23 protein-coding genes are annotated in these 26,469 nt (G+C 70.4%); 9 read left to right on the top strand and 14 right to left on the bottom strand.

Annotated features, from left to right (window positions below; translation table 11 throughout):
• Positions 1 to 211: hypothetical protein (locus AB6V29_RS16045; RefSeq protein ID WP_369359875.1), on the top strand; the 211-nt coding region annotated here is incomplete at its 5' end.
• Between the two features lie 394 nt (positions 212 to 605).
• On the opposite strand, the gene AB6V29_RS16040 is transcribed toward AB6V29_RS16045, so the two are convergent.
• From AB6V29_RS16040 to AB6V29_RS16030, 3 genes are read right to left on the bottom strand one after another with little or no spacing between them, the layout of a single operon-like run.
• On the bottom strand, positions 606 to 1,928 hold the full coding sequence (locus AB6V29_RS16040) for a glycosyltransferase family 2 protein (RefSeq protein ID WP_369359874.1): 1,323 nt from the start codon (positions 1,926 to 1,928) through the stop codon (positions 606 to 608).
• Positions 1,925 to 2,926 carry a glycosyltransferase gene (locus tag AB6V29_RS16035; protein ID WP_103208515.1) on the bottom strand — a complete coding sequence of 334 codons (1,002 nt, stop codon included), beginning with the start codon at positions 2,924 to 2,926 and terminating at the stop codon, positions 1,925 to 1,927. The genes AB6V29_RS16040 and AB6V29_RS16035 overlap by 4 nt, the downstream gene beginning before the upstream one ends.
• Positions 2,923 to 3,813: a WcbI family polysaccharide biosynthesis putative acetyltransferase gene (locus AB6V29_RS16030; protein ID WP_307313331.1), complete on the bottom strand. Its 891-nt coding sequence runs from the start codon at positions 3,811 to 3,813 to the stop codon at positions 2,923 to 2,925. Before AB6V29_RS16030 ends, AB6V29_RS16035 begins: the two co-directional genes overlap by 4 nt.
• A gap of 108 nt (positions 3,814 to 3,921) precedes the next feature.
• Here AB6V29_RS16030 and AB6V29_RS16025 point away from each other — a divergent pair, with 108 nt between their 5' ends.
• From AB6V29_RS16025 to AB6V29_RS16010, 4 genes are read left to right on the top strand one after another with little or no spacing between them, the layout of a single operon-like run.
• Positions 3,922 to 5,061: a glycosyltransferase gene (locus tag AB6V29_RS16025; protein WP_267788214.1), complete on the top strand. Its 1,140-nt coding sequence runs from the start codon at positions 3,922 to 3,924 to the stop codon at positions 5,059 to 5,061.
• Positions 5,058 to 6,194 (top strand): glycosyltransferase, encoded by a 1,137-nt coding sequence (locus AB6V29_RS16020; RefSeq protein WP_218026375.1) that lies wholly within the window; start codon positions 5,058 to 5,060, stop codon positions 6,192 to 6,194. The genes AB6V29_RS16025 and AB6V29_RS16020 overlap by 4 nt, the downstream gene beginning before the upstream one ends.
• The gene (locus tag AB6V29_RS16015; protein ID WP_174799718.1) at positions 6,191 to 7,195 is read left to right on the top strand and encodes a hypothetical protein; all 1,005 of its coding nucleotides are present in this window, start codon (positions 6,191 to 6,193) and stop codon (positions 7,193 to 7,195) included. The genes AB6V29_RS16020 and AB6V29_RS16015 overlap by 4 nt, the downstream gene beginning before the upstream one ends.
• Entirely contained in the window at positions 7,192 to 8,004 is an 813-nt protein-coding gene (locus AB6V29_RS16010) for a glycosyltransferase family 2 protein (protein ID WP_103208511.1), read from the top strand. The genes AB6V29_RS16015 and AB6V29_RS16010 overlap by 4 nt, the downstream gene beginning before the upstream one ends.
• Positions 8,005 to 8,011: 7 nt before the next feature.
• On the opposite strand, the gene AB6V29_RS16005 is transcribed toward AB6V29_RS16010, so the two are convergent.
• The 5 genes from AB6V29_RS16005 to AB6V29_RS15985 form a co-directional block, all read right to left on the bottom strand.
• Entirely contained in the window at positions 8,012 to 9,172 is a 1,161-nt protein-coding gene (locus tag AB6V29_RS16005) for a serine hydrolase domain-containing protein (RefSeq protein ID WP_246078338.1), read from the bottom strand.
• Positions 9,169 to 10,143, bottom strand: a complete 975-nt coding sequence (locus AB6V29_RS16000; protein WP_258027928.1) for a family 43 glycosylhydrolase — start codon at positions 10,141 to 10,143, stop codon at positions 9,169 to 9,171. Before AB6V29_RS16000 ends, AB6V29_RS16005 begins: the two co-directional genes overlap by 4 nt.
• 11 nt (positions 10,144 to 10,154) lie before the next feature.
• The gene (locus AB6V29_RS15995; RefSeq protein ID WP_094736157.1) at positions 10,155 to 10,979 is read right to left on the bottom strand and encodes a carbohydrate ABC transporter permease; all 825 of its coding nucleotides are present in this window, start codon (positions 10,977 to 10,979) and stop codon (positions 10,155 to 10,157) included.
• Positions 10,976 to 11,848 carry a carbohydrate ABC transporter permease gene (locus AB6V29_RS15990; protein ID WP_103208646.1) on the bottom strand — a complete coding sequence of 291 codons (873 nt, stop codon included), beginning with the start codon at positions 11,846 to 11,848 and terminating at the stop codon, positions 10,976 to 10,978. Before AB6V29_RS15990 ends, AB6V29_RS15995 begins: the two co-directional genes overlap by 4 nt.
• A gap of 98 nt (positions 11,849 to 11,946) precedes the next feature.
• Entirely contained in the window at positions 11,947 to 13,299 is a 1,353-nt protein-coding gene (locus AB6V29_RS15985; protein WP_369359867.1) for an ABC transporter substrate-binding protein, read from the bottom strand.
• A gap of 179 nt (positions 13,300 to 13,478) precedes the next feature.
• Here AB6V29_RS15985 and AB6V29_RS15980 point away from each other — a divergent pair, with 179 nt between their 5' ends.
• Positions 13,479 to 14,501, top strand: a complete 1,023-nt coding sequence (locus tag AB6V29_RS15980; RefSeq protein WP_369359865.1) for a LacI family DNA-binding transcriptional regulator — start codon at positions 13,479 to 13,481, stop codon at positions 14,499 to 14,501.
• A gap of 153 nt (positions 14,502 to 14,654) precedes the next feature.
• On the opposite strand, the gene AB6V29_RS15975 is transcribed toward AB6V29_RS15980, so the two are convergent.
• The 4 genes from AB6V29_RS15975 to AB6V29_RS15960 form a co-directional block, all read right to left on the bottom strand.
• Positions 14,655 to 16,337, bottom strand: a complete 1,683-nt coding sequence (locus AB6V29_RS15975; protein ID WP_369359863.1) for an alpha-amylase family glycosyl hydrolase — start codon at positions 16,335 to 16,337, stop codon at positions 14,655 to 14,657.
• A gap of 27 nt (positions 16,338 to 16,364) precedes the next feature.
• Positions 16,365 to 17,186 carry a carbohydrate ABC transporter permease gene (locus AB6V29_RS15970; protein ID WP_094736171.1) on the bottom strand — a complete coding sequence of 274 codons (822 nt, stop codon included), beginning with the start codon at positions 17,184 to 17,186 and terminating at the stop codon, positions 16,365 to 16,367.
• 98 nt (positions 17,187 to 17,284) lie between these two features.
• Complete coding sequence (locus AB6V29_RS15965) at positions 17,285 to 18,199, bottom strand: carbohydrate ABC transporter permease (protein ID WP_094736161.1); 915 nt, start codon at positions 18,197 to 18,199, stop codon at positions 17,285 to 17,287.
• Positions 18,196 to 19,509, bottom strand: coding sequence for an ABC transporter substrate-binding protein (locus tag AB6V29_RS15960; RefSeq protein ID WP_170210726.1), 1,314 nt, complete (start codon positions 19,507 to 19,509; stop codon positions 18,196 to 18,198). Before AB6V29_RS15960 ends, AB6V29_RS15965 begins: the two co-directional genes overlap by 4 nt.
• A 137-nt stretch (positions 19,510 to 19,646) precedes the next feature.
• On the opposite strand from AB6V29_RS15960, the gene AB6V29_RS15955 reads away from it, so the two are divergent.
• Together AB6V29_RS15955 and AB6V29_RS15950 are read left to right on the top strand one after the other, a co-directional pair.
• Entirely contained in the window at positions 19,647 to 20,879 is a 1,233-nt protein-coding gene (locus tag AB6V29_RS15955) for an ROK family protein (RefSeq protein WP_369359860.1), read from the top strand.
• Between the two features lie 98 nt (positions 20,880 to 20,977).
• Positions 20,978 to 22,261 (top strand): alpha-amylase family glycosyl hydrolase, encoded by a 1,284-nt coding sequence (locus AB6V29_RS15950; RefSeq protein ID WP_267788230.1) that lies wholly within the window; start codon positions 20,978 to 20,980, stop codon positions 22,259 to 22,261.
• Positions 22,262 to 22,476: 215 nt separating this feature from the next.
• Here AB6V29_RS15950 and AB6V29_RS15945 read toward each other — a convergent pair whose 3' ends face one another.
• Entirely contained in the window at positions 22,477 to 23,127 is a 651-nt protein-coding gene (locus tag AB6V29_RS15945; RefSeq protein ID WP_103208498.1) for a response regulator, read from the bottom strand.
• On the bottom strand, positions 23,124 to 24,737 hold the full coding sequence (locus AB6V29_RS15940) for an ATP-binding protein (RefSeq protein ID WP_369359858.1): 1,614 nt from the start codon (positions 24,735 to 24,737) through the stop codon (positions 23,124 to 23,126). The genes AB6V29_RS15945 and AB6V29_RS15940 overlap by 4 nt, the downstream gene beginning before the upstream one ends.
• Positions 24,738 to 24,896: 159 nt before the next feature.
• Between AB6V29_RS15940 and AB6V29_RS15935 the strand changes: the two genes are divergently transcribed.
• Positions 24,897 to 26,423 (top strand): CitMHS family transporter, encoded by a 1,527-nt coding sequence (locus AB6V29_RS15935; RefSeq protein ID WP_369359856.1) that lies wholly within the window; start codon positions 24,897 to 24,899, stop codon positions 26,421 to 26,423.
• Positions 26,424 to 26,469: the final 46 nt, after the last annotated feature.

Raw genomic sequence — 26,469 nt, 5'->3', positions numbered from 1 at the left:
GCCGCCAGCGTTCATCCTGAGCCAGGATCAAACTCTCCGTAAAAAAGAAATGCATACAACCACCGGGAAAACGACAGTCATAGCGAGTTTGAAACTGACCAAAGAGAAAACATCAAAACTGACGAATTCATATGCCAACCCCCGGAAGGGCTGGTCTTTGATCCAAAGGAATTTCTCGCAATCCAACAAAAGTCAGACCGACGAGGAATAAATTGGCATTTGACAAGTGCACGCTGTTGAGTTCTCAAGGAACGGACGCACCCACAGAACGATCTCTCGACCTACCCGTGAGGCGGTTCACTTCATTTGACCTGCGGACTCGACAACCAAACCAGCGCAATTGAGCTTCGCTACGAAGCAGTCAGACTGAGTTTGTGTGCCGAGTGGCAGGATCCCAACTGTAGACCAAAGAGTCGAAACTCTCAAGTGTTGGTGTTGGGGGTGGTTCGCCGCTTGAGAGGACGCGGGGCCTTTCGGCCGCTCCGCTCTCCCCTGTGGGGCGAACATGTAAGAGCTTACGTGCGACCCCGGGTTCGGTCGAACTCATGCGCTTCCCGGGCGTGTCGCGAAGCTGATTCCGCGGAATTTCGCGGAAGTCGGTGGACTCAGAGGAACCGAGGGGCTCCGCCCCACGCGCCCAGCCACGCTTCGACCGACGGTTCCGCCCGCAGGACGTGCATGCCCTCGATGACGCGAGTGGTCTCTGCGTGCCCCGACCTCGTGCTCCACCGTGTGCTCCTGGCGCGGGCCCGGCGGCTCGTCGCCGACCCGAGCGGCACCCCCTCCGCAGACCGCAGATGCACTCGTCCCACGTCACCTTCGCCGAGGACGGCGAGGGCATCGCTCAGCGCATCGGGACGCAACACGACCACCGGGTGCTCCAGCTCCACCCTCACGCGCGGGTCCTCGGTGACGGCAGAGCGAACGCGGGGGTCAGCGCGCAGCGCGGCCGCATCCGGGACCGGCGCCATCACGACAGCGGCTCTCGGCAGCGCCGCAAGGAGCGAGTCGGCGCACACGAACGCGGCCGCGGTCGTCGTCACCGGCACGCGTACCTCGATGTCGGGCATCGCGGGAAGGAGACCTCGTGCCGCTGACCCATCGACGGGGATCTTCGTCACCAGCTGAATCGACTGCCGATTGCCCTCGGCCTCACGCTCGGAGTCCCCCCGGCCCGCCCAGTCCGGGCCGTCGTGCCAGGCCACGGCATCCGGAACATGCGCGAGAACCGCGCCGGCTTGCCAGCACCGGTGCGCCCATTCCCAATCCTCTCCTCCGTACGACGAGAAGGTCTCGTCGAAACCGCCCACCTCGTCGAAGAATGATCGGGAGCAGGCGACGACGGCGCTGATGACATACCGATAGGACCGGTCGTCGGCGAGCAGGAGATTCTGGCTGCGCTGGTACGCGTCTCGGAGCCAGGCCGGTTCGGGGAGTTCCCGTGCGGGACCGCATTCCTCGACCGGGATCTGGGCCGGGACGCCCGCGAAGTCCGCGTGTCGACGGCGCCCCACCGTCACCGCCTCGGACAGGAGTGCGGGAAGACGCGAGATCCGTCGCACGTACTCGGGTTCCGGGCTGGTGTCGGCATCCAAGAAGCAGAGAACATCGCCCGACGCGACCGCCGCTCCCAGGTTTCGAGCGGCAGCCGCGCGGAAACCGCGGTCCTCCTGACGAACCAGCAGGACGCCCTCTGGGACCGACGGCGCCTCGGGAGAGCCGTCGTCGGCGACGATGATCTCGAGACGGTTGCGCGGGTGATCCTGTCGGCGGAGAGCCTCGAGGGTGCGGGCGAGTTCCGCCGGCTGAGCGTAATGGGTGACGATGACGCTCACGCGCGGCGGTTGGGGCTCGAGGTGTGCGACCCGGTCCCAGCGGTTGCCCGGCACCCATGGCATCCGGTCGTTCCAGGGGGTGTCCCCCGTCATGACGTGACCTCGCTCCACCAGCGGAGGTACGCGCGGGCGGCGTCAGCGCGTCCGAAAGGCACAGGGTGCTGGCCGTGCCACGTGGAGGGTGCGTCGACACGGGCGGCTGAGATCGCCGCCGCGAGGGCGTCCGGCTCGACGAGGGTGACGGTGTCGGGCCTGAGCGCGGCCATCTCGTCGTTGTAGCGGTTGCGGACGGCGAGAGGACGGCGTCCCCAGCCGATCCACGAGGCCAGAGAGCCCGACGCCGAGACATGCCGGTGCGCGATCACCGGGACGGCGATGCGACGCACCCGGTCGGCCATCTCGGCGTCGTCGAGCCACCCGGTCACTTCCACCGACACCCCCCGCGCGCCGGCGAGTCGCGCGAAGGCGTCGAGGTCGCCCGCGTGGCCGTCGGAGGCGCGTCCGAGCACGGTCAGTCGCGTCAGCCCCGCGGTGGCAGCGGCTTCGAGCGCCTCGTCATGACCCTTGCCGGGGTAGAAGTATCCGAGGACGCCGACGGAGTCGTCGACCTCCGGCGTTGCGAGCGGCACGGCCACGGAATCGACCGGGAGAGGCACGACGGCGACCGGGCCGTCGAAGACGCCCTCTTCGCGCAGCAGTTCGCGCTCATGGGCGCTGTTGACGACGACCCCGCGCGACGCCTCGGTCACGGCGCGATAGAAGGCTCGGCGCCGCGGGCGGTTGCGTTCGCCGTCGGATTCCTGCGGCACGTCGTGCAGCGTCACGGTGAGCGGATGCCGGGCGGCGAGGCCCGTGAGCGCGTGCGTCGCCTCCTCGGGCGATGCTCCCCACAGGCGGTCGGTGACGTGAGCGTGCACCGGCGTCCCTTCGGGGAGGGCGGCGAGAGCATCGACGGTCGTGATCCGCGCGTGCGGCTCCGCCGCCACGACTTCGGCCGCGATCTGCCGGGCGTAGACCGCGACGCCGTGCGGGCCGGGATGGACGAGGAGCACCGGGAGGGTGGCATCCGGGATCGAGATCTTCGAACTCATGCGGCGGCGCTCCAGGTGCGCAGCAGCGGGGCCATACGGTCGACGACGGCGGCGAGGAGGGCGGGACGTTTCGCGTAATAGGCGAGGTGGGCGCGGCGCACGGCGTCGGCCGAGACGGTCTCGCCGGCCACGATCCATTCGGGGCGAGGTGCGGCGTCGAGGTTCCACGCGTCGACGACCCACGACTCGAGGGGCGCGCGCACCGAGGCGAGGATGGGCCGCCCCGGATCGACGACGCGTCCGGGCGAGCCCAGTGCCTCGACGATGCGCTCCCCCAGAGGCAGGAAGAGGGCGTTGCCGGGGTGATTGACCGTGCGCGCGAGGTCTTCGACGACGGGAGAGAAGAGGTCGGATGCCGCGACGTCGAGGCCGAGGGCCTCGCGGCGACGCAGTTCCGCAACGGAGGCGTCGGCCAGAGCGCGAACCGCCGAGGCGGGAAGGTGCGCGGGCACGCTCAGCCCGGCCGCTTCGGCGACCGTGCGGACGTCGTGATAGGCCACCAGGGGCGGGTCCTCGGGGAACGCGGGGAGTCGGAGCACCGCCTGGAACGGGTGCAGACCCGCGAAGCGAACAGCGGGAACGAGCACCACGCGGGCGCCGGAAGGAAGCGAAGCCCGCAACTGCGCGGTGCCGAGCGGGAGGCCGCGGTAGTCGTCGCGGATGGGCTGCGACACGAGGAAGGACGCCCCCGCGAGCAGAGCGTGCAGACGGGACGCTTCGGCGGCGTCGAGCTCGTGCACGGCAGGGATCCGCACGGCCGGCAGCTGTTCGGAGGCGATGACGAGCCGCAGGGACTCGGCCTGGCAGTTGCCGACGACGACGCCGTAGCCGTCGGGGGCGGGTGCGTCGCCGAAGAACTCGGCGTAGTGGACACGACGCGCTATCACCGCGTCGCCTTGGTCCGCAAGGCTTGTCGCGCCTGCCCTCTCCGCACCCATGATGTGAACGTATCCGTCGGTGTCGTCGTCGTCCCAACCGCCCCGTTGCATTGCGATGTGCCTGGCGATGCGGTACGCGCACCGTCACGCACGCAATCACGAGGAGGAGAGAAGATCGTCGTCACCCCCATTCGAGTCGCCGCCGTTCCCTCGGCCCATCCCTACGTCGCCGCCATCGCGGATCCGCACCACGTTCGCGTGCTGGCCGACCCGCCGCCGCCGGGAGCTCCGGCCGGCCAGTGGTGGCCCCCGCAGGTCCTGCTGCCGGCGTGGCTCGAGGCGAACGTCGAAGATTTCGACCTGGTCCACGTGCATTTCGGGATCGAGTCGTACAGCCCCGCGGAACTCGAGGACACGGTCGCGACCCTGCGCCGCCTCGGTCGGCCATTGGTCTACACGGTGCACGATCTGGAGAACCCCCAGCTGAGCGCGCAGGACGAGCACCGCGCTTCGCTCGCCGTGCTCGCCGCCGCAGCGGACGAGCTCATCACCCTCACCGACACCGCCGGGGCCGAGGTGCACACGATCGCGCACCGCGCCACGACCGTGATCCCGCATCCGACCCTCCTCGGAGACGATCCGCGTCCGACCGGATCGGCCCACGACACCACCCGTGTGGGCGTTCACCTGCGCGACCTCCGCCCCAACATCGACGGCGTCGGAACCACCGCCACGCTCGTGCGGGCCATTTCCGACCTGCGCGCTCAGGGAGCGCGCGTCGAGGCCGTCGTGCGGGTGAACGAGCGGGTACGCGACGAGGAGGCCGCGGCATCCATCGATCTGCTGGCCGCGGGGACCGAGGGCGTCCGCGTCGAGCGCGGGCCCCGTCTCGACGACGACGCGCTCGCCCGCTGGCTCGCCGACCTCGACGCGTGCGTGCTGCCCTACCGACACGGCACGCAGTCGGGATGGGCCGAGCTCTGCTACGACCTGGCCGTCCCAGTGATCGGTACGCGCATCGGACACGTCGCGGCTCAGCATCCGGACGATTTCCACACCTTCGACGTGGGTGAGCCCGTGTCCCTCGCGCGAGCGATCCTCGACGCCACGCACGAGGTGTGGTCCACGCCCGGTTCCGCTCGACGCGAGGGCGAAGTCCTGCGCCGACGCAGCGAGCGCTCCGCGGAGCTCGAGGACGTGCGATCAGCGCACCTCGCCGTCTATCGCCGCGTGCTCGCCGCCGAGGTGGCCGCGTGATCCGCGGGCAGCGGCCGCTGCGCGTGCTGGTCGTCGCGCCGTCGCGCTACCCGCTTCGACAACCACACGCGGGCGGCCTCGAGGCCACCGTCTGGGATCGGGTGCGCTGGCTCCGTTCCCGCGGACACCAGGTCACCCTGTGCGCGGCGGAGGGTTCCGACTTCCTCGACGACGTGCCCGAGTTCCGCCTTCCCGCGCCGGAGTGGACGCGGCCGGAGCACTCCTCCGACACCGAGTACCCGCGGGGATACGCCGAAGCCGTCGACGCGGCCTTCGACGCCGCCCGGGACCGGCTGATCGCCGACCGCCATCACTTCGACGTCGTCGACAACCACAGCCTGCACCCGGCTCCCATCCGCTGGAGCGTCGAGGCCGACATCCCCGTCGTCACGACCCTGCACACGCCTCCGCTGGAGGCCCTGCTCGAGGCGGCAGCCGAGGTGTCCGAGGCCTCCCATCGGTTCGTCGCCGTGAGCCAGGCCACCGCGCGCGCCTGGTCGGTCGAGGGCGTCGACGCATTCGTCTTCCCCAACGGTGTCGACACCGATCAGTGGATCCGCGGTGCGGGCGGACCCTCGTGGGTCTGGTCGGGGCGCGTCGTCCCCGAGAAGGCCCCCCACCTGGCGATCGAGGCGGCGCGCGAGGCCGATGCGCACATCGTGCTGGCCGGGCGGATCGGCGATGTGGACTATTTCGAGCAGGAGATCGTCCCCCGTCTCGGCGTGCACGCGCGATACGTCGGCCCGCTTCACCAGGCCGATCTCTGCCGCCTGGTCGGGTCTTCGGCGGTCGCTCTCGTGACGCCGATGTGGGAGGAGCCGTTCGGGCTCGTGATCGCCGAGGCCCTCGCGACCGGGACTCCCGTCGCGGCCTTCGACATCGGCGGCGTCTCCGAGGTGCTCGCGGGCATGCCGGGTTCGGCGACGGTCATGCCCGGCGACATCGTCGCCCTCGCGAAGGCCGCCGCCCACCTCGCCGCCGAGGGCGTTCGCGAGCCGCTCACGCGCGTGTGGACACGCCAAGCCGCGGTACGTCAGCATTCCCTCGCTCACCGGCACCGCGAGGTCGAGCGCGTGCTCACCCACGTCGCGCAGCCCGCCGCCGCGCGCAGGGTGCCGGCGGTGTCGTGGTGATCGGCTGGTACGTCCACCATCACGGCTACGGGCATGTCGCGCGGTTCCTCGCGGTGACCCCGCACCTGCGGACGCCCGTCGTCGCCTTCTCGTCGATGCCCCGCCCGGCGGGCCTTGCTGCGGGGGTGGACTGGATCGAACTGCCCCCGGATGCCGACCCCTTCCCCCGGGCCGATGGGTCGACGGCCGATCCGCGAGACGCCGACCCCACGGTGCGCGGTCATCTGCACTGGGCACCGCACGATCACCCGGGCCATCGCGACCGTCTGGCACTCATCGCTTCGACCGCCGCCGAACGGTCCGTGACGGCCCTGGTGGTGGACGTGAGCGTCGAGGTCGTGGCGCTCGCGCGCCTGCTCGGACTGCGCACCCTCGCCATGACGCAGCCCGGGACGCGCACGGACGCGCCGCACGCGCTCGCCTACGACCTCGCCGACGCCATCCTCGCGCCCTGGCCGCGCGGCGCCGTCTGCGCCGACGCACTGACGGCGCACGCCGATCGCGTGGTCTGGACGGGCGGGATCTCGCGCTTCGACGGACGCGAACGCGACGCACCGCGCGAGGAACGGTCGGTGCTGCTGCTGGGCCGGGTGGTCGACGAGCACGTCCGCGAGGATGCCGTCGCACGGCTTCGCGAGCGGGGATGGGACGTCACCTCGGCGGGACACGACCCCTCTTCCCGGGTCGACGATCCGTGGCCGCTTCTCGCACGCAGCACGGTCGTGGTGAGCGCCGCCGGGCAGAACAGCGTGGCGGATCTGGCTGCAGCGGGCGCGCGTGCAGTGGTCGTCGCGCAGGAGCGCCCGTTCGACGAGCAGCGGGACACGGCCGCAGCGCTCGAGCGGTGGGGGCTCGCCCGGCAGGGCGGCAGCGGCATCGACGCCGCGGGTCTCGTGGCGCTCGTCGAGCTCGCCGCCGGAGACGACCCCGACTGGTCGCGGTGGCAGGTCGACGGAGCGGCCGCGCGCATGGCCGCGGCGATCGAGGCGGCGCTGCCGTGAAGACCGCCGTCCTCACGGTCGCCTCGCGATCCCGGCGGGAGCACCTGGACCGCCAACGACGCGTGCTCGCCGAGGTCGCCGACGACATCGTGCGCGTCGAGGTCTGGCTCGATGAGACACCGCCGACCGACGTCCCGGATGCCGGCACCCTCACGCTGCACGTTCCACCGGGGTCGACGGGGCTCCGCGTCGGCGAAGGTCGCAACCGTGCCGCCGCGGCGGCCATCGAGGCAGGGGCCGAGCTGCTCGTCTTCCTCGACGTGGACTGCCTGCCCGGCGCCGACCTGCTTTCCGCATACCGGACCGCGGCCTCGAGCAACCCCGACGCCGTCCTCTCGGGAGCGGTCACGTACCTGGTGAGCGTGCAGCGGCCGGAAACGGCATCCGATCTGCCCTTCCTCACCCGTCCCCACCGGGCCCGGCCCGCCCTGCCCGCCGGTGCGACCCGCCGAGCGACCCCGGAGGAGTACGACCTGTTCTGGTCGCTGTCCTTCGCCGTCACCCCCGCGACGTGGAAGCGCATCGGGGGGTTTCACCCGGGCTACGAGGGGTACGGCGCGGAAGACACCGACCTCGCCTGGACGGCGCGAGCGGCCGACATCGAGATGCTCTGGGTGGGCGGCGCGGACGCGTACCACCAGTGGCATCCGGTGTCTTCTCCCCCGTGGCAGCATCTCGACGACATCCTGCGCAACGGTGCCACCTTCCACGAACGGTGGGGCGTGTGGCCGATGGGCGGGTGGCTCGAGGCGTTCGCAGCGGCCGGGGCCATCGAGCGACGCGAGGACGGGTGGGCGCGGGTGCGCTGAATCCCGATCAGCGCACGACCTCGCGGAGCGCGTCGACGATGCGCGTCGCGCGGGGATCGTCGGCCTCCATCCAGTTGGTCACGAAGGCGAATCCGATCCGGGAGTCGAGGTCGGCGAACGCCACCTGACCACCGGCTCCATCGTGCCCGAAGCTCGTGGGGCCCAGGTAACGGCGGGCCTCGGAGTCGAGCTGGAAGCCGGCCGCCCACCGCGGCCACGGCGCAGGAGCGGCGAAGACCGGCGGACCGGCGGTCCGTTCCCGCGTCACCACCCGAAGGGTCTCGTCGTCCAGGAGGCGGACGCCCTCGGTGACGGCGACGGTGGCGGACCACATCGCCGCGACGGCACGAGCGGTGGCGATGGCGCCGGCGCCGGGGATGACCGCGGCGCGGACGTCGTCGGCATTGAAGCCGTCGTCATCGGTGACCAGCGTCTCGGGGAGCGCGCCGCCGAGGGTCATCGCCCGCTCGAGCCAGTCGGTGGTCGCGGGTTCCCGCCCCTCCCGCTGCCGGGCCACATGAGCGGCCAGCGTGGGCCCGACGCGCAGGTGCGCGACGGATGCCGCGACCTCGGGCGGCATCCCGAGCCATGCGCCCCCGCCCACGGCCGCCGCCATCTCGGCGAAGGCCGCTCCCGGTTCCGTCGCGCCGGCGCGACGAACGATCTCTCCGGAGATCCAGCCGTGGGTGAGCGCGTGATAGGCCCATCCCTCGCCCGGTTGCCACAAGGGTTGCTGTCGCGCGAGCAGAGCCGCCATCGCGTCGAAGTCGAGGAGCTGCGCGCGCGAGACGTCCTCTCTGGGAGCCGACACTCCGGCGCGGTGGGCGAGGGCGTCACCGACGCTCACCCGGTCCTTCCCGCGCGCACCGAACTCGGGCCAGAGCGCACTGAGAGGCTCATCGAGGTCGAGACGGCCCGACGCGACCAGCCGCGCCGCCAGGATCGCCATGAGGCCCTTGGTGCAGGAGAACACCACGGACGGCGTCTCGCGCTGCCATCGTCTACCGTCGCGACTGTCGGCCACGCCGCCCCACAGGTCGAGGACGCTGCGACCCTCCACGCGCACAGCGAGAGCGCCGCCCATCTCGGGCAGCCCCTCGAAGGCGGCGGCGAACGCGTCGGCGACGGCCTCGAACCCGGGGGCGACGGTGCCCTCCACAGCCGTCACCGGAGCGCTCCCTCGGTCTCGAGGCGGTCGTCGTTCCATCGCACCGCCACGGGATCGGAGAGCGTTCCGACGAAGACCCCGTCGGAGCTCGTGTTCTCAAAAGCAAGCATGACGGAGCGACCCTCGGCGTCCTGCGCGATGCGACCGCTGTACAGGCTCTCGTCGGTCACGAGGGTGGCGCGCTCCACCGGATACGGCCCCCGCGGATCGTCGAGGGCGACGGCCCAGATCCCGCCGACCTGCCCTTCTCTCGCTCCGGCGAGATGCGCGGAGTCGCACGAGAACAGCAGGACCCACCGTCCCTCGACGTGCACGACCTGCGGCACCTCGAGGTGGGCGAATCCCGCGCCCGGGGCACTGAGCGGAGGCCGCACCTCCCAACGGCGCAGATCGGCCGACCAGGCGTGACCGATCACCCCGCGGTCGCGCGAGACACCCTCCCGCGCACGGGCGGTGACGAGCATGTGCCAGCCGTCCCCGTCCGGATCGGCGAACACCCACGGATCGCGCCAGGCTTCTTCGTGCCAGGTTCCGTGCGCGAGCGTCTCGTACCACCGGGGGTCGGCGGAGACGACCACAGCCGGGTCCTTCGTCCATGCGGCGAGGTCGTCCGAGGCGGCGGCCAGCACCGTCTCGACGTTCGTGATCTCGCCCTCGCGGAGAAACCGCGATCCGGTGTAGAACATGCGCCAGTCGGCATCCGTCCGCACGATGCTGCCCGTCCAGGTGGCCGTGGCGTCGGGGGCCTGACCGCCCGACGGCTCCAGCACCGTCCCGTGGACGGTCCACGAGCGCAGGTCGTCGGAGGTGGCGTAGCCGACACTGGCGTTGCGATGGCGCAGATCCGGGTCGCCGAGGCTCATGGGCGCCTGGAGGAACATCATGTGGTGGGTGTCGCCGTCGTGGGCGAGCCAGAAGTCCCAGACCCAGTGGTCGGGCAGCGTGAACGTCATGGGGATCCGTTTCGAGATGGTGGGAGCGCTCAGCCCTTGACCGCGCCCTGGACGAGGGCGCGGATGAACTGGCGCTGGAAGACGAGGAACAGCAGGACGGCGGGAGTGATGATGATCAGGGCCCCCGCATTCAGCAGCGGGATGCTCAGCGAGTACTGGCCCTGGAAGAAGGTCAGGGCGCCCGCAACCGTCCGCTGCAGTGGGTCGGCGATGAGGACGACGGGAAGCAGGAACTGGTTCCACGTCCAGATGAACAGCAGGATCGCCAGGGCCGACAGAGCGGGGGCCGCCAACGGCAGCTGGATGCTGCGGAACTCGCGCCAGATCGACGCGCCGTCCACCCGCGCCGCCTCGGAGAGCTCGCGCGGCACGTTGATGAAGTGGGCGCGCATCCAGAAGACGCCAAAGGGCATGTAGAGCCCGATCAGGGGGAAGATCACCGCCCACGGGGTGTTCACGGTGCCCAACGACTGCGCTTGGTAGTACAGCGGGATGATCAGGGCCTCGAACGGGATGGTGAGCCCGAGAACGAAGAACACCAGGATGCCGCGACCGAAGCGCACCTGAAGGGATCCCAGCGCGAATCCGGCGAGGGTCGCGGCCACCAGACTCACCGGCACGACTCCGAGGACGATCAGCAGGCTGGAACCCATGAGCTGCCAGACGTGACCCGTCTCGAAGGCCGTGGCGAAGTTCCCCCACTGCGGATCGGTCGGCCAGGTCAGCCCCGTCGGGTTGCGGTCGGCCGGCTGCAGGGCGGCCGACAGCATGCTGATCAGCGGCAGGAGCGTCACGATCGCGGCGACGCTGAGGAGGAGGATGCCGAGCAGGCGCTCGGTGCGGCTGGCGATCACGAGTCGCTCGCTCTCGAGAGGCGTTGGATGGGAAGGACCACGACGAGCACGAGCGCCATGAGCACGATGCCGAAGGCGGAGGCCAGGCCCACGTCACTCTGTGTGAAACCGATGCGGAAGATCGACAGGCCGGGAACGAGGGTCGCCCGTCCCGGACCGCCCTGGGTCGAGGTGTAGATGATGTCGAAGCTCGACAGCGCGGCGATGACGGTGACGGTGACGAGCACCGCGATCTCTTGACGCAACCCGGGCAGGGTGATGGTGAAGAACTCGCGCCACCATCCGGCGCCGTCGAGACGGATCGCCTCGTACAGCGACACGTCGATCTTGCCGAGGCCGGTCAGCAGGAGCACGGTGCACAGGCCCGTCAGCACCCACGAACCGATGAGTCCCACCGCGGGGAGGGCGGTGCCGTAGTCGGCGAGCCACGGCCGCGTGATCCAGCCGAGGCCGACCCCTCCGAGGATCTGGTTGATCGCACCGGTCTGGGCGTACATCCACGACCAGGCGATACCCGCCGCGGCCAGCGGGATGATCTGCGGGAGGAAGAGGACGGTCTGCGCGGCCGCCGCGAATCCCTTGTATCGGATGCCGCGGATGAGCGTGGCCAGGACGAGTCCCAGGCTCACGGGAATCACGGTGAAGAACGCGATCAGGATGAAGGCGTTGCGGATGGCGCCGAGGAGGTCGGGGTCGGTGAAGACGGTGAGGTAGTTGCCGAAGCCCACCCATCGGGCGACGCCGATACCGTTCCAGTCGTAGAACGAGTACTGCACGCCTTGGAGGAGCGGCCAGACCACGAACGCGACGTAGAACCCCAGCGCCGGCACGAGCAGCAGCCATCCGGTGCGGGCCGCCCGTCGGGCCACCGCGCGTGCGGCAGCCCGACGAGGAGGTGCGGTCGTCGTCGCCGGAGGGGCGCCGTCGGGTCGAGGGGCCGCCGCGACGGCGACCGCACGATCGGTCATTACTTGCCGACCTCGCTCTCGTAGAACTTCTGCACGCGGTCGACGAAGTCCTGACCGGTAATCTGACTGGTCACCAGCAGCTGCGACTCGGGGATGATCGAGCCGGCGTAGATTCCCGCGGTGGTGTTGGCCATGAAGTCGACCTGCCCGTTCTCGGCGCCGATCTGCGCGGACATCTTCAGGGCGTTCTCGATCAGCGAGCCGGACTCCACCGTGGGCAGGTCCTGCGCCGGGTCGCCACCGGGCGACGCCCCCGTGACATCGACGATGATCTGTCGGGCCGTGGGGTCGGTGTGCACCCAGTTGAGGAAATAGACGATCTCGTTGATGTGCGGCGACTTCGCCGCGACCGAGAACGAGTTCGCCGCTCCCATCGCGACGTGGTCGCCTCCCGCCTCTGCGGGCGGCACCAAGAAGAACTCGACGTTCGAGCCGAGTGCCTTCTGATAGTTCGCGGCCTCCCAGTTGCCGTTGAAGGTGAAGAGGCCCTCTCCGCCGGAGAACCGGCTCGTGAAGGTGAAGTAGTCGATCGCGTTGATGTCGGAGGGGAAGTATCCGGCGTCCGCCCACTTGCGCACCAGCTCGGCACCCTCGACGTTTCCGGACTCGTCGTAGCGCGCTCCCGGTTCGTTGAACATCCACGACAGGAATTTGTCCTTGTCGACGTACTGGTTCATCGCGGCCTGCACGACGAAGTTGACGACGCCGTCCTTGTCGCCCGCCATGATCGGCAGGATGCCGGCGGCCTTCGCCTTCGCCATGTCGGCCTCGAGCTCGGCCAGTGTCTGCGGCGGAGAGTCGATGCCCACCTGCGCGGCCAAGGTGGTGTTCATGTAGATCCCGGTGATGCTGTAGCCGAGGCCGAGCTGGTACAGCGAGCCGGAACCGCGCACGCCGTCGTCGTTCATCCGGAGGGGAGCGAGCTGAGACGCGGGCCACGCGCTCCATCCGTACGCGTCGAAATAGGGGTCGAGGTTCGCGACCAGACCGTCGCGGACCGTGTCGCCGAGCGTGGGGAGGCGGATGAGGTCGGGCGGCGTCGCACTGGCGAGGAGCTTCGGGGCGTTCGCGGTGAGGTTCTGGAACGTGTCGCGGTTGATCGTGAAGGTCACGTTCGGGTGCTGCTTGGTGAACTCCTCGGTCAGCTTGTCGGTGACCGGGAAGCCCGTCTCATCGGCGATCGTGAGCTGGACGGGGTCGCTCGTCAGCTCGGTGCTCACCTGGACGTCGTTCTGCGCGGCGGGGGCGGCGCTTCCGGGAGCACAACCGGTGAGCGCGGCGCCGGTGAGGCCCGCGATGGTCAGCAGCGCCAGGGATACCCCTCGGCGACGGCGCGGGAAACGGGTGTTCATGTCGACTCCTTCGTCAATGCTGCGGTGCCGGCGCTCGGGCGGTTCCGGCGTCGGGACTTCTGGTGCGATACCCTTGCTGAAAGGATTTAGCAGGATTATTTATACAGACCTCCACGGCGCTGTCAAGATCGCTGCGAAGATCGTGACCGCGGCATCGAGGCCGCAGAACGGGGGCATCGATGGGCAAGAGGGTCACGCTGGCCGACGTCGCACGCCTGGCCGGTTTGTCTCCCGCGGCGGCGTCGATGATCCTGAACGGCCGACCCGACACCCGGTTGTCGCAGGACGCTCACGAACGCGTCCACGCCGCGGCGGCCGAGCTCGGCTACCGCCCGAACATGGCCGCTCGGGCACTGCGCACCGACACCTCGCACACGGTCGGATTCGTCTCCGACCTGGTCGCCACGACCCGATTCGCCAGTGGACTGATCAAGGGCGCCCTCGGTGCGGCCGAGGCAGCGGGGCAAGTGGTGCTCGTGGCCGAGACCGGCGGCGAGCCCGAGCGCGAGGCCGAGGCGGTGTCGGCACTGCTGGACCGCCAGGTCGACGGCATCATCTTCGCCTCGATGCGCGCACGCGAGACCTTCGTCCCGCCACTCCCCTCGAACCTGCGCGTCGTCATGCTGAACGCGACCAACGAGGTGCATCGCTGCAGCGTGCTCCCCGACGAGGAGACCGGCGGCCGGCGGGCGATCGAGCTTCTCGTCGACGCGGGAATCCGCGACGGCATCCTGCTGCTGGGATACGACGCCGAGGCCGAACGGGACCTCTTCCGCTCCGCCACCGTGGCCGCTCGCGTCCGCGGGATCTCGGCGGCGATGGCCGATGCCGGAGCGCGCTTCCTCCACGAGGAATCGATCTGGTTGTGGGAGCCCGCTCCCGGTTACGAGTTCACCGCGCGCCTGCTCGCGGGAGGTCTGCGGCCGCGCGCGATCGTCTGCCTCAACGACCGGCTCGCCTTCGGCGCCCTCCAGGCCCTCGGGGATGCCGGGCTCCGCGTCCCCGAGGACGTCTCGCTCGTCTCGTTCGACAACGACGAGCTCGCCGCGTATCTCCGCCCGGGGCTCACGACCATCGGCCTCCCGCACGAGGACATGGGGCGTCGCGCCGTCGAGCTGCTCCTGTCGCCCGGGGGCCCGCCCGCGGGGCACCACCTCGTCGACATGCCGGTCGTGGTCCGGGAGTCCATCCGGCGTTCCTGAGCGATCGGGCGATCTGCGGACGACGTCGCGTGTCCGACACATCCGGATCGTCCGAGGGCTCGTCCCGGATGTGTCGGACGCTCGACATCATCGAGGCAGTGCGTGAGCGCACGCACGCCCCGGCACTCGCGGTAGCGGGGCGTGCGTGAGGCGTCAGGCGCGGCGGAGCCAGACCGTCGTCTCACCGGGCAGCAGATCGCCCTCGAGCGCCGTGCTCGACAGCAGCACGTCACCCGCGGGGAGGGCGGCCGGCTCGCTGCCGAAGTTGGTCACGACCGTCCAGCCGTTCGGGCGCTCGAAGGCCACGACCTCGCCGGGAGTGCCGTCGATCCACCGCAGCTGCTCGTCGGTCTGCAGCTCGTGCCGCAGGTCGAGAGCGCGCCGGTACAGCGTCAGCGTCGAGTCGGCATCGCCGTCCTGCGCGTCGACCGCGTAGGAGCCGAACCACTCCGGCTGCGGCAGGTGCGCGCCGCCCGCTCCGAAGCCGAACGCGGGGCCGGTCGCGCTCCACGGCAGGGGCACGCGGCATCCGTCCCGACCCTGATCGATGCCGGGGCTGCGGAAGAACGTCGGATCCTGCCGCGCGGCGTCGGGGATCTCGGCCACCTCGTGCAGACCGAGCTCCTCACCCTGGTACAGGTACGCCGAACCGGGCAGGCCCAGGACGAACATCGCGGCGGCGCGGGCTCGGCGCTCTCCGCGCGCGGCATCGAGCGTCGGCGACTGTCCCCCGGACAGCAACCACTCGTTGCCGTGCTTGAGCGTCGGGCGTCCGTCGTCCCCGCGCTCGGCATCGGGCAGCCCGTAGCGCGTCGCGTGCCGGACGACGTCGTGGTTCGACAGCACCCACGTCGTCGACGATCCCGACTCCGCGGCGAGCGCGAGGTTGTCGGCGACGATGCGGCGGAACTGCGCGGGGTCGAAGTCGGCCTCGAGCAGGTCGAAGTTGAACGCCTGCCCGAGGCTGTCGGCACTCGCGTACAGCGGCACCCGCGAGGGGTGCACCCACGCCTCGGCGACCGCCGTCCGCGGCGGATCGTACGAGTTGAAGACCGCGCGCCACTCGGCGTAGACCTCGTGCACGTCGTCGCGATCGATCATCGGGTGGGAGCCGTCCTGCGGAAGCGCTTCGAGCTCGGCGCGGGAGGGCAGCGGCTCGCTGAGGTCTTTCGTGAGCATGTGCGCCACGTCGATGCGGAAGCCGTCGACTCCCCGGTCGCTCCAGAAACGCAGCGTCGTGACGAAGTCGGCGCGCACCGCGGGGTTCGACCAGTCGAGGTCGGGTTGCGACACGTCGAAGTTGTGCAGGTACCACTGCCCGTCCTCCACCCGCTCCCACGCCGAGCCGCCGAAGATCGACACCCAGTCGGTGGGCGGTTCCCCGCCGTCGGGCCCGGTGCCCTCACGGAAGATGTAACGCGCACGCGCCGCCGACCCGCGGCCCGCGGCCAGCGCCTCCTGGAACCAGGCGTGCCTGTCGGACGTGTGGTTGGGCACGATGTCGACGACGACCCGGATGCCATGGGCGTGCAGCTGCGCGATGAGCTCGTCCATGTCGGCCAGGGTCCCCAGCCGCGGGTCGACGTCGCGGTAGTCGGCGACGTCGTAGCCGCCGTCCGCGAGATCGGAGGGGTAGAAGGGGCTGAGCCAGACGGCATCCACCCCCAGCTCTGCCAGATACGGCACGCGCGAGGTGATTCCGCGGATGTCGCCCAGGCCGTCGCCGTCGGTGTCGGCGAAGCTGCGGGGATACACCTGGTACACCACGGCCTGGCGCCACCAGTCGGGGGCTGCGCTGAGTTCGCGGGTCTGCACGGAGGGTGCGGCGGTGGTCACGTTTTTCCTTTCGAGGGGGGTGGTCGGTCAGCCCTTGACGGCGCCCTGGGTCACGCCCGCCATCACCCAGCGCTGGGTGAAGAGGTAGGCAATGATGGCGGGGGCCATGGCCATGAGGTACGACGCGAAAGCGACGTTGTAGTTGTTGCTGAACTGCGTCTGGAAGAGGTTTTGCCGCACCGGCAGGGTCTGCAGCGCCGGGTCGCTGATGATGAGCGAGGGCATCATGAAGTCGTTCCACGCGTAGAGGAAGGCGAAGATGCCGACGGTGGCGCTCATAGGGGCCAGGAGCGGGAAGATGAGCCGCCAGAACGTCTGCCAGGTCGTCGCCCCGTCGATGCGTGCGCTCTCTTCGAGTTCGAGCGGGATCGACCGGAGGAAGGCCGTGAACAGCAGCACGCTGAAGCTCAGCTGGAACATCGTAGCGAGGATGATCACGCCGACGGGGTTGTCGAGCCCCACCCGACCGGTGAGCTGGATCTGCGGAAGCGCCACGACGGGGAACGGGATGAACATCGCCGCGAGCAGGTAGAAGAACGAGTACCGGAAGAGCTTCCGGTCCCAGTTGCGCGCGATCGCGTACGAGGCGAAGGCGGCGAGCACGATCGTCGCCACGACCGTGCCGGCGGTCACCAGCAGCGAGATCGCCAGACCCACGGGGAACTTCGTCAGCGTCCACGCCTGGACGAAGCCGTCGAAGCTGAGCGGCGAGGGGAACGAGAACGCGTTGCCGTCGACGACCTGCGTGCCGCTCTTCAGCGCCATCGAGACCGTGACGTACAACGGCAGCAGCACCGTAAGGGAACAGAGCACCAGGATCGTCGTCGTCGACCAGTTGATGCGCTCCATGCCGACGCGACGACGGCGGCGGGGAGCCTGGGGGCCCTGACGATCGGGGACGGCGAGCTCGGCCTGCTCGAAGGCGAGGGCCGGCTGGTTGAGAGCGGTCATGACAGGGTGTTCCTTCCCCGGGTCAGCGAGAGCTGCAGGAGCGAGATGACGATGGCCACGACGAAGAAGAGCGCTGCGTTCGCCATCTGATACGCGTAGTCGCCGCCGTTGAAGCCGAGGATGATCGACATCGCGACGCTGCGGGTCGCGGTACCGGGGCCTCCGCCGGTGAGCCCGACGATGATGTCGTAGGCGTTCAGGAAGCCCTTGAAGCCCAGGATGATGTTGATCACCACGTACCCCGCGACGAGCGGGAGCGTGATGCGCAGCAGTTGCTGGGTCTTGCTCGCCCCGTCGAGGCCCGCGGCCTCGTAGACGTCGCCGGGGACGGAGAGGAGCCCCGCGATGTAGATGAGCAGCGTGCCGGGCACGGCCTGCCAGGCGGTGACGATCACGATCGCCACCCACGCCAGGTCGGGGTTGGCGAGCAGGCTCGTCTCGAGCCACGGGATGCCGAGGGCAGCCCCGGCCTGGGGCACCGAGTTGCTGAAGAGGAAATTGAAGACGTAGGCGATGATGATGCCCGAGATCACCATCGGGATGACGAACACCGTCCGCAGGGCCTTCGTGAACCGGATCTGCGAGGTGAGCCCGACCGCGAGCAGGAACGCGGCCACGTTGACCACGATGACCGTGGCCACCGAGAAGCCGAAGGTGAACAGGTACGCCTGCAGGATCGCCGGGTCGCTGAAGATCGCGATGTAGTTGGTCAGGCCCGTGAAGCTCCACTCCCCCAGCCCGATGGAGTCCGTGAAGCTGAAGAAGATGCCGATGAGACCCGGAACCGTGATCGCGAGCGTGAACAGCACGAGGGTCGGCAGCAGGAACAGGTAGTAGATCGGCTCGATCCGGCGGGAGCTGCGACGCGCGGTCGCTTTGCCCCCGGTGACGATCGTGGTGGTGGTGGTCATCGCGCGGCCTCCTCGCCAGCGGCATCGTTCGTCGAGGCCGGGGGCTGGCGGAACGCGAGGCGCGACCAGTCCTCGTCCATGGTGCGCAGGGTGGTCTCGGGCGCTGCGCCGAAGATCATCGCCTGCGCGTAGTTGAAGGTGGGGATCGTCTTGGGCACGAGCACCGAGGCGCCCTGGTAGATGCGGCCTTCGTCGTAGTACGGCACCATGCCCGCCACGCGCGGGTCGCTCGGCGACGGGGCGTCCGCCGTGGGCGCGAAGCCGAGCTGTGACTCGTTGTAGGCCTCGATCACCTCGGGGCGGTAGAGGTACTCGAGGAAGTCGCGAGCGGCATCCTGGTGATGCGATGCCTCGGGGATGATGGCGGCGAGGTCCATGTTGACGCGCACCTTAAGGTCGTCGGGGTCGTCGGTCATCGGCAGGGGGAAGGTACCGACCGGCAGGTCCGGCGCGGTCTTGGCGATCTCGCCGAGCGCCCACGGCCCCTGCAGGTACATCGCCGCCTGCCCCTGTGCGAAGGCGAGGTTCCCATCGCCGTAGGCCCGGCTCTCGGCATCCGCATTCGTGTAGTTCGTCGCGAGCTCGAGCATGCGGTCCATGGGCTGGGTGAAGTCCTTCGCGAACGACACCGACGAGTCGGGGCCGACCTGATCGCCCTCGGCGGCCAGGGAGTCGAAGAAGTCGAGCACGTCCAGCGAGCCCCCGACGGAGTAGTCGTACCAGCCCTGGGCGACGGTCCAGTCGTCTTTGAAGGTGCCGTAGAACGGGGTGATGCCGTTGGCCTTCAGGGTCTCGGACACCTCGAGGAGCTCGCCCCACGTGGTGGGGACCGACAGGCCGAGCTGGTCGAAGATCTGCGTGTTGTAGATGACGGATGCCGCCATCACCGAGTACGGCAGGGCGCTGGTGCGACCCGCGCACGAGCCGTACTGGTCCATGAGCGGCTGCAGGTCTTCGCGCACGCTCGCCGCCGCCGCGGTGCCGCTGAGGTCGGAGAGGGCGCAGCGCTGCACGAACCGGGCGACCTCGTAGTTGTAGTTCGCCAGCATGATGTCGGGCGGGTTGCCGCGGACGAAGCTGGCCGAGACGACGTCGACGCCGGAGCTGTCCATCTCGACGCGCACCCTGTCTTGAGAGGCGTTGTACTGCGCGACGACGTCGTTCATGAACGAGAGCGCCTCGCGTTTGCTGAAGGTGAAGCGGATGGTCTCGCGCCCATCGGCCGAGCAGCCCGCGAGCAGGCTCGCCCCGAGCACCCCCACCGCGGCCGCCGCGACCCACCGCCGGGTCGCCCTGGTCTTCGTCGACACCTGGTTCCTCCTCCGCCGCACTGCGAATATGTTGTGTTGATGACTAAATCTAGTCGCCAAATCAATGTCGTGCAGGCAGTATTGCAGGGGGAACACACGGCGGTCAAGAGCGACCGCCCGACGCGAAGAGAGGGCGGATGCCGATGGATGCCGTGACCGCGACGCCCTCGCTGCGACGTCACAGCCTCGACGCCGTGCTGCGCCACGCCTGGCAGGTCGACGCCTTCACCGCCAGCGACGTGATCGCCGCGATCGGGGTGACCCGCTCCACCGCCATCGACGTGCTTGACGAGCTGACCGCGCGGCGCCTGCTCGCGGAGATGCCCAACGCGCGCGCCGTCGGCGAGTACTCCAAGGGGCGCCCCGCGCGCCGCTTCGCCTTCCGGCCCGAGGCGGGCGTCGTGGTGGGGGTCGACGCGGGACGCGGGCATCTGACGGCCACGGTGGCCGACCTGCGCGGCGAGACGCTCGCGACCTCGCGCCTGACGGTCGACCCCGAGCGCGATTCGCCCGAACGGCGCCGACGCGCGGCGGAGGCGACCGTGGAGGCGACCCTGAAACGCGCACGACGCGATCGCTCCGAGATCGTCGCGCTGTGCGCGGGGGTTCCCGCCCCGGTCGACCGCGATGGCCGCTCCCCCGTGCACCACGACCGCTTCTGGGAACGGATGAACCCCGGCTTCATCGACACCTTCCAGAGCTGGTCGCCCGTGGTGCGGGTCGAGAACGACGCGACCCTGGCCGCGGTGGCCGAGCACGCGCGCGGGGCGGCCGCCGATTGCGACGACTTCGTCGCCCTCTTGGCCGGTGAACGCTTCGGCGCCGGGATCTGCCTCGACGGGCACCTCCTGCGCGGAAAGCACGGCGGCGCGGGAGAGACCGTAGCCTTCGACCGCGTCGAGGGCGTCGGCAGCGCCGAGGGGCTCGCGCCCCGCTGCGTCGAGGCGGCGCGGGCGGCACTGCGCTCCGGCTCGCTGCCCGCGCAGAGCGCCCTGCACGACATCGACCCCGCGGCGATCGACGCCAAGAGCGTGCTCGACCTCGCGGCATCCGGAGATCCAGGAGCCCTCGCCGTCGCTCGCGAGGTGGGGGGCGCCCTGGCGGGCGTCGTGGGCATCTTCGGGAGCCTGTTCGACGTGGATCGAGTGATCGTCTCCGGCGCCATCGCCGCGGGCGCGGCCCCCATCATCACGGCCGCCATCGACGCCCTCCCGCGCGCGCTCGACCTCCCCGCCCCCGCGATCGTCGCCTCGACCCTCGGCGCCGACATCGTCTCGATCGGCGCGGTCGCCGCCGCCGTCGACGCCGCACGCGATCACGCCCTCGACCTGCCGGTCTTCTCCCTCCCGGACGACCGCGCGCGAGCGTGACCCCCGGCATCCGCCCCCACAACCCCCCGCGTCGCCGCGGCGACGGAGGGATAGCGTCGAACTGCGCCGGCGCCGACCCGCCGGGCCGAGGAGAATCCATGCCCGCGTGGCCCGAACACGTCATCTGGTGGCACGTCTACCCGCTGGGATTCGTCGGTGCGCCGATCCGTGACGGCGTGGATCCGGATGCCGACCCGGTGCACCGTCTCGACCGCCTCGACCCGTGGCTCGACCACGTCATCGAGCTGGGGCTCAACGGTCTGCTCCTGGGCCCGGTGTTCGCGTCGGAGACACACGGCTACGACACCGTCGACCACCTCCGCATCGACCCACGACTCGGCGACACCGCTGATCTCGACCGACTCGTCTCCGCGGCGCGTGGGCGTGGCATCCGGGTCCTTCTCGACGGCGTCTTCAACCACGTCGGGCGGGGGCACCCGGCGTTCCGCGACCTGCGGGAGGACGGGCCGAGCCTGTTCCGGGGGCGGTGGGTCGACGGGCGCTTCGAGCCCGAGGTCTTCGAGGGGCACGACGCCCTCGTCGCGCTGGATCACGCGTCTGCCGACGTCGTCGATCTCGTGGTGGAGGTCATGTGTCACTGGCTCGACCACGGGATCGACGGATGGAGACTGGATGCCGCGTACGCGGTGCCGTCGTCGTTCTGGGCCCAGGTGCTTCCGCGGGTGCGCGAGCGCTTCCCCGACGCATGGTTCCTGGGCGAGGTCATCCACGGCGACGGTCCGCAGATCGTGCGGGAATCGACTATCGACTCGCTGACGCAGTACGAGCTGTGGCAGGGGATCTGGCACGGCATCTCCGACGGCAACCTCTTCGAGCTCAGCCATGCCGTCGAGCGGCATGACGAGTTGCTGTCGACCTACGCCCCGCAGACCTTCGTCGGCAACCACGATGTCAGCCGTATCGCCTCGGCGGTGGGCGCGGATCTCGTGCCGCACGCCCTCGCGGTGCTGTTCACCGTCGCGGGAACGCCCTCGGTGTACGCCGGCGACGAGTTCGGGTGGACCGGGGTGAAAGAGGAGCGGCTCGGCGGCGACGATGCGGTGCGCCCGGAGTTCCCCGCGCGCCCCGACGAGGTCGACCCCGACGAGGGCATCCTGCGGGTGCACCGGGAACTGATCGCGCTGCGGCGCCGCAAACCATGGCTCTGGCGCGCGCACACCGACGTGATCGAGGTGACGAACACGGCGATCGCTCTGCGCACGGCCGTGGGAGACGACGCCGTGGTGGTGGCGCTGAACATCGGCGACGAGCCCGTATCGCTGCCGGTCGCCGACGGACGGCAGCTGGTCACGGGCGAGGGCGCGCCGGCGGACGGCCGGATCGAGCTGGGACCGCGAGGGTGGGCGGTACTGGAGGCCTGAGCGCGGCGCGCTGATCCTCGCGCCCGGGCCGCGGCGCGAGGTCCCTGGACCCGCGCACCGAGGTCCCTGAGCCCGCGCACCGACGCCCCTGAGCCCGCGCACCGAGGTCCCTGAGCCTGTCGAAGGGACCGGGCTCCGCAGCACGCCCGGTGACGTCGACACGCTCAGCCACCTCTACCCCGCGCTGTGTCGAAGAATCGTGCCGCCTGCGCGAGTCAGCCCCCGGCGCGGAAGCGGTGCTCGGGGCGACCGGTGGTGCCGTAGCGCAGACTCACCTGCACGAGGCCCCTCTCGGCGAGGGCGGTCAAGTGGCGTTGCGCCGTCGCGCGCGAGACGCCGATGCGCTCGGCCACCTCGGTCGCCGAGGCCTCGTCAGCGCCGAGGGCGGCGAGCACGGTCTGCTCGGTCGCGGATCGGGCGAGAGAGGCACCCTCGCGCTCCCCGCGCATGACCGAGGCTGCGCGGTCGATGTCGTCCTGCGACAGGGGCCGCGGGCTCGCGAGGAGGTTGCGGTACCGCGCGTACCGGTCGAGGCGTTCCGCCAGCACCCGCGTGTCGAAGGGCTTCACGAGGAAGGCGAGGGCCCCGGCGGTGAACGCCCGGCGCACGGTCGCGGCATCCGTCGCCGCCGACAGGACGAACGCGTCGACGCCGGCCGAGCGCACCAACTCGATGCCGTCGCCGTCGGGGAGGTAGACGTCGGCCAGCAGCAGGTCGGGAGCGTGCGCGGCGAGCGCGGCGCGGGCCTCGCCGACGGTGCGCGCGGGCTCGAGCGCGACGAACCCCGGGCGCGCGGTCACGGCGTCGCGGTGCAGTCCCGCGACCCGGAAGTCATCGTCGACGACGAGGACGCGGATGTCTGTCATTCGGTTTCTCCTCGGGTCACGCCGGGCAGTCTCGCGGCCACGACGGCGCCGTGACCGTCGCCTCCCGGGTCGACGACCCAGACGTCGCCGCCGCGCCGACGGGCGAACTCGCGCGACAGGGGGAGGCCGATGCCGAGTCCGTGCACCGCGGAAGGGTCGTCGCTCCGCTCTCGCGGGAGGAAGGCGGCCTCGGGGTCGGCGATACCCGCCCCCGTGTCGCCGACCGTGAGCACGACGGCATCCCCGTCGCCGAGCACCGCCACCTCGACCTCTCGGGGTGCCGGCGCCGCCGCTGCCGCCGTCACGGCGTTGTCGACGAGGTTGCCGAGGACGGCCACGACGTCCTCGACCTCGTCGATCGGAGTGCGCAGGAACGTCTCGTCGGCGACGCGCAGCACCACGCCGCGCTCGCGGGCCGAGAGGGCCTTCGCCCCCAGGAACGACTGCAGCATCGCATCGGCCACGAGGTCGATCCCCGGCACCGCCCAGTCGACCGAGCCCCGGTCGACGAGATCGGCGAGGAAGGAGCGCGCCTCGTGGGTGCGCCCCGCGTCGAGCAGGCCCACCGCCGCGTGCAGCCGGTTGGCGTTCTCGTGCCGTTGCACGCGCAGGGCATCGCTCATCGCGCGGACGCTGTCGAGCCGCCCCGACAGGGCCATGACGTCGGTGCGATCGCGCAGCGTCGCCACGCGGCCGAAGGAGCGGGCCCCGCGCCGCACCGGTCGCACGTCGATGAACACGACGCGGTCGCCCAGGGGGAGCCCGGTCGAGGCCCCGGTGCCCGACAGAGCCGCGGCGACCGCCGGGGGCAGTCCGAGATCGCGCACCGGCCGACCCACGGCATCCCTCACTCCGAGAAGCCGTTCGGCGGCGGCCGTGCACACGCGCACGACGCCGGCGTCATCGAGGGCGACGACCCCCTCATCGGCGCTTTCGAGAACGGCGGTCTGGGTCTGGACGAGCGAGACGAGTTCTTCGGGCTGCACGCCGAGAGTGAGCCGCTCGAGGCGGCGACGCATGAACAGGGCGACCACGGCGCCGATCGCCACGGCGAGCGCCACGGCGACGGCGATCCCGCCGATCAGGGCCGGGAGGTCGTCGAAGACGCTCGCCCGCTCGAAGCCCACGCTCACCTCCCCCACCGGGGATCCCCCGCCGGGCGCGTAGACCGGCACCTTCGCGCGGGCGGACTCGCCGAGCGTTCCCGTCTCCCACGTGACCACCTCTCGCCCCGCGAGCGCGTCCGCGAAGCTCGTGCTCACCACCTCGCCGAGGCGGTCGGGATCGGGGTGGGCGAGACGAATGCCGTGATCGTCGGTGATCACGACGAACAGGCCCTCCGTGCGGGTGGTGACGTCGGTGGCGTACCGCTGCAGCAGGCCGTCGCGCAAGCCCGCGGCATCCGGCGTCCCGGGATCGGCGGAGTAGGTCTCGACGAGGTCGCGCACCTCGGGGGCTTCGGCGACGGACCGCGCGATGTTCAGCGCCGAGGAATCGGCCTCGGCCTTCAGCTGCTGCACGCCGAGCCAGGCGAAGACGGCGGTGCACACGGCGACGACGGCCATCTGCGTGGCGACCTGCACGACCAGCATGCGCGTGGCGAACCGCATCCGCACCTCCCGCCTCGACTCTCGTGCGCGAAATGCGCAGAACACACGGTACGCGCATAACCGTCCGCAATGCGAGCAAGCACGCGCCGGGAGGCTCGTCGTGCGTAACCTCGCCGGATCGAGTGCGAGAGCCGCGCCCGTCACGACGAAGGAGTCGCGATGACCCCCCTGATCCTTGCGGCCGACGCCGCCGAGTACCCGGTGGCCTATACGCCCGCCGATGGGGTGCTCGTGGCCCTGGGCTTCCTCATGGTCCTGTCGTTCATGGCCCTGATCATGACCCGACGCCTGACCCCGATGGTCGCTCTCATCGTCGTCCCCACCGTCTTCGGTCTCATCGCCGGGGCGGGTCTCGGCCTCGGCGACATGGTGATCGACGCGATCAGCAAGATGGCGCCCACCGCGGCCCTGCTGATGTTCGCGATCATGTACTTCGGCATCATGATCGACGTCGGCCTGTTCGACCCGCTGATCCGCGTGATCACGCGCGTGCTGGGGAACGACCCGGCCAAGATCGTGCTGGGCACGGCCATCCTCGCCGGGGCGGTCTCGCTCGACGGCGACGGCTCGACGACCTTCATCATCACCACCTCGGCCATGCTGCCCCTGTACCTGCGTCTGGGTATGAGCCCCGTCGTGCTCACCTGCGTCGCGGGCCTGATGAACGGCACGATGAACATCGTCCCGTGGGGTGGGCCGACAGTCCGCGCCGCGACCGCCCTGGGCCTGCAGCCCACCGACGTCTTCGTGCCGATGATCCCCTCACTGCTGGCCGGCCTGGTCGTCTCGCTCGCTTTCGCCTGGTTCCTCGGGCTGTCCGAGCGCAAGCGTCTCGCCGGCACCGTCGACACCACCAGGATCGACGAGCCCGGCGGCTTCGGCCGACTCGGCGCCCCGAAGATCTTCCGCGGTGCCGAATCCAAGCCCGGCGCGGTCGCCTCTCTGCGCACCGGCAACATCGTCACTGTCCGCGGCGGTCGCGACGCCGTCGCCGCCGCGCAACTGGTCGACACCGCCGACGCCGCCATGGCCGACACCATGCTCGACCCGAACCGCGCGACGCTGCGCCCGAAGCTGATCTGGTTCAACCTGGCCCTGACGGCCGCGGTCATGGTGCTGCTGGTCATGGACCTTTTCCCGCTGGCCTTCGTCTTCATGGTCGGCGCCGCGATCGCCCTCATCGTCAACTTCCCCAAGCTCCGCTCGCAGGCCGACGAGATCGTCGCTCACGCACCCTCGATCGTCGGCGTCGTGTCGATGGTGCTGGCGGCCGGCGTCCTGGTCGGCGTCCTCAACGGCACCGGCATGGTCACGGCGATGGCGTCGTGGATCACCGAGGTGATCCCCTCGTCGATGGGCCCGTTCCTGGCCGTCATCACCGGGGTGCTGTCGATCCCGTTCACGTTCTTCATGTCGAACGATGCGTTCTACTTCGGCATCCTGCCCGTGCTCGCCGAGAGTGCGGCGAACTACGGCATCGCCCCGGTCGAGATGGCCCGCGCCTCGATCACCGGGCAGCCGGTGCACCTGCAGAGCCCGCTGGTGCCCGCGATCCTGCTGCTCGTCTCGCTCGCCGGCGTCAACCTCGGCGACCACCACAAGAAGGTGCTGTGGCGCGCCACGATCGTCTCACTGGTGATGCTCGCCGTGGGCGTTCTCGTGGGCGCGGTGCCGCTGCTGCGCTGACGCGACCTCGAAAGAACATGACCCCGGATGCCATGGCATCCGGGGT

It is taken from the genome of Microbacterium sp. 20-116 (assembly GCF_041079415.1).
Lineage (GTDB): Bacteria > Actinomycetota > Actinomycetes > Actinomycetales > Microbacteriaceae > Microbacterium.
Note: the sequence above shows the minus strand (reverse complement) of the source record. Positions and strands in the feature narration are given on the sequence as shown.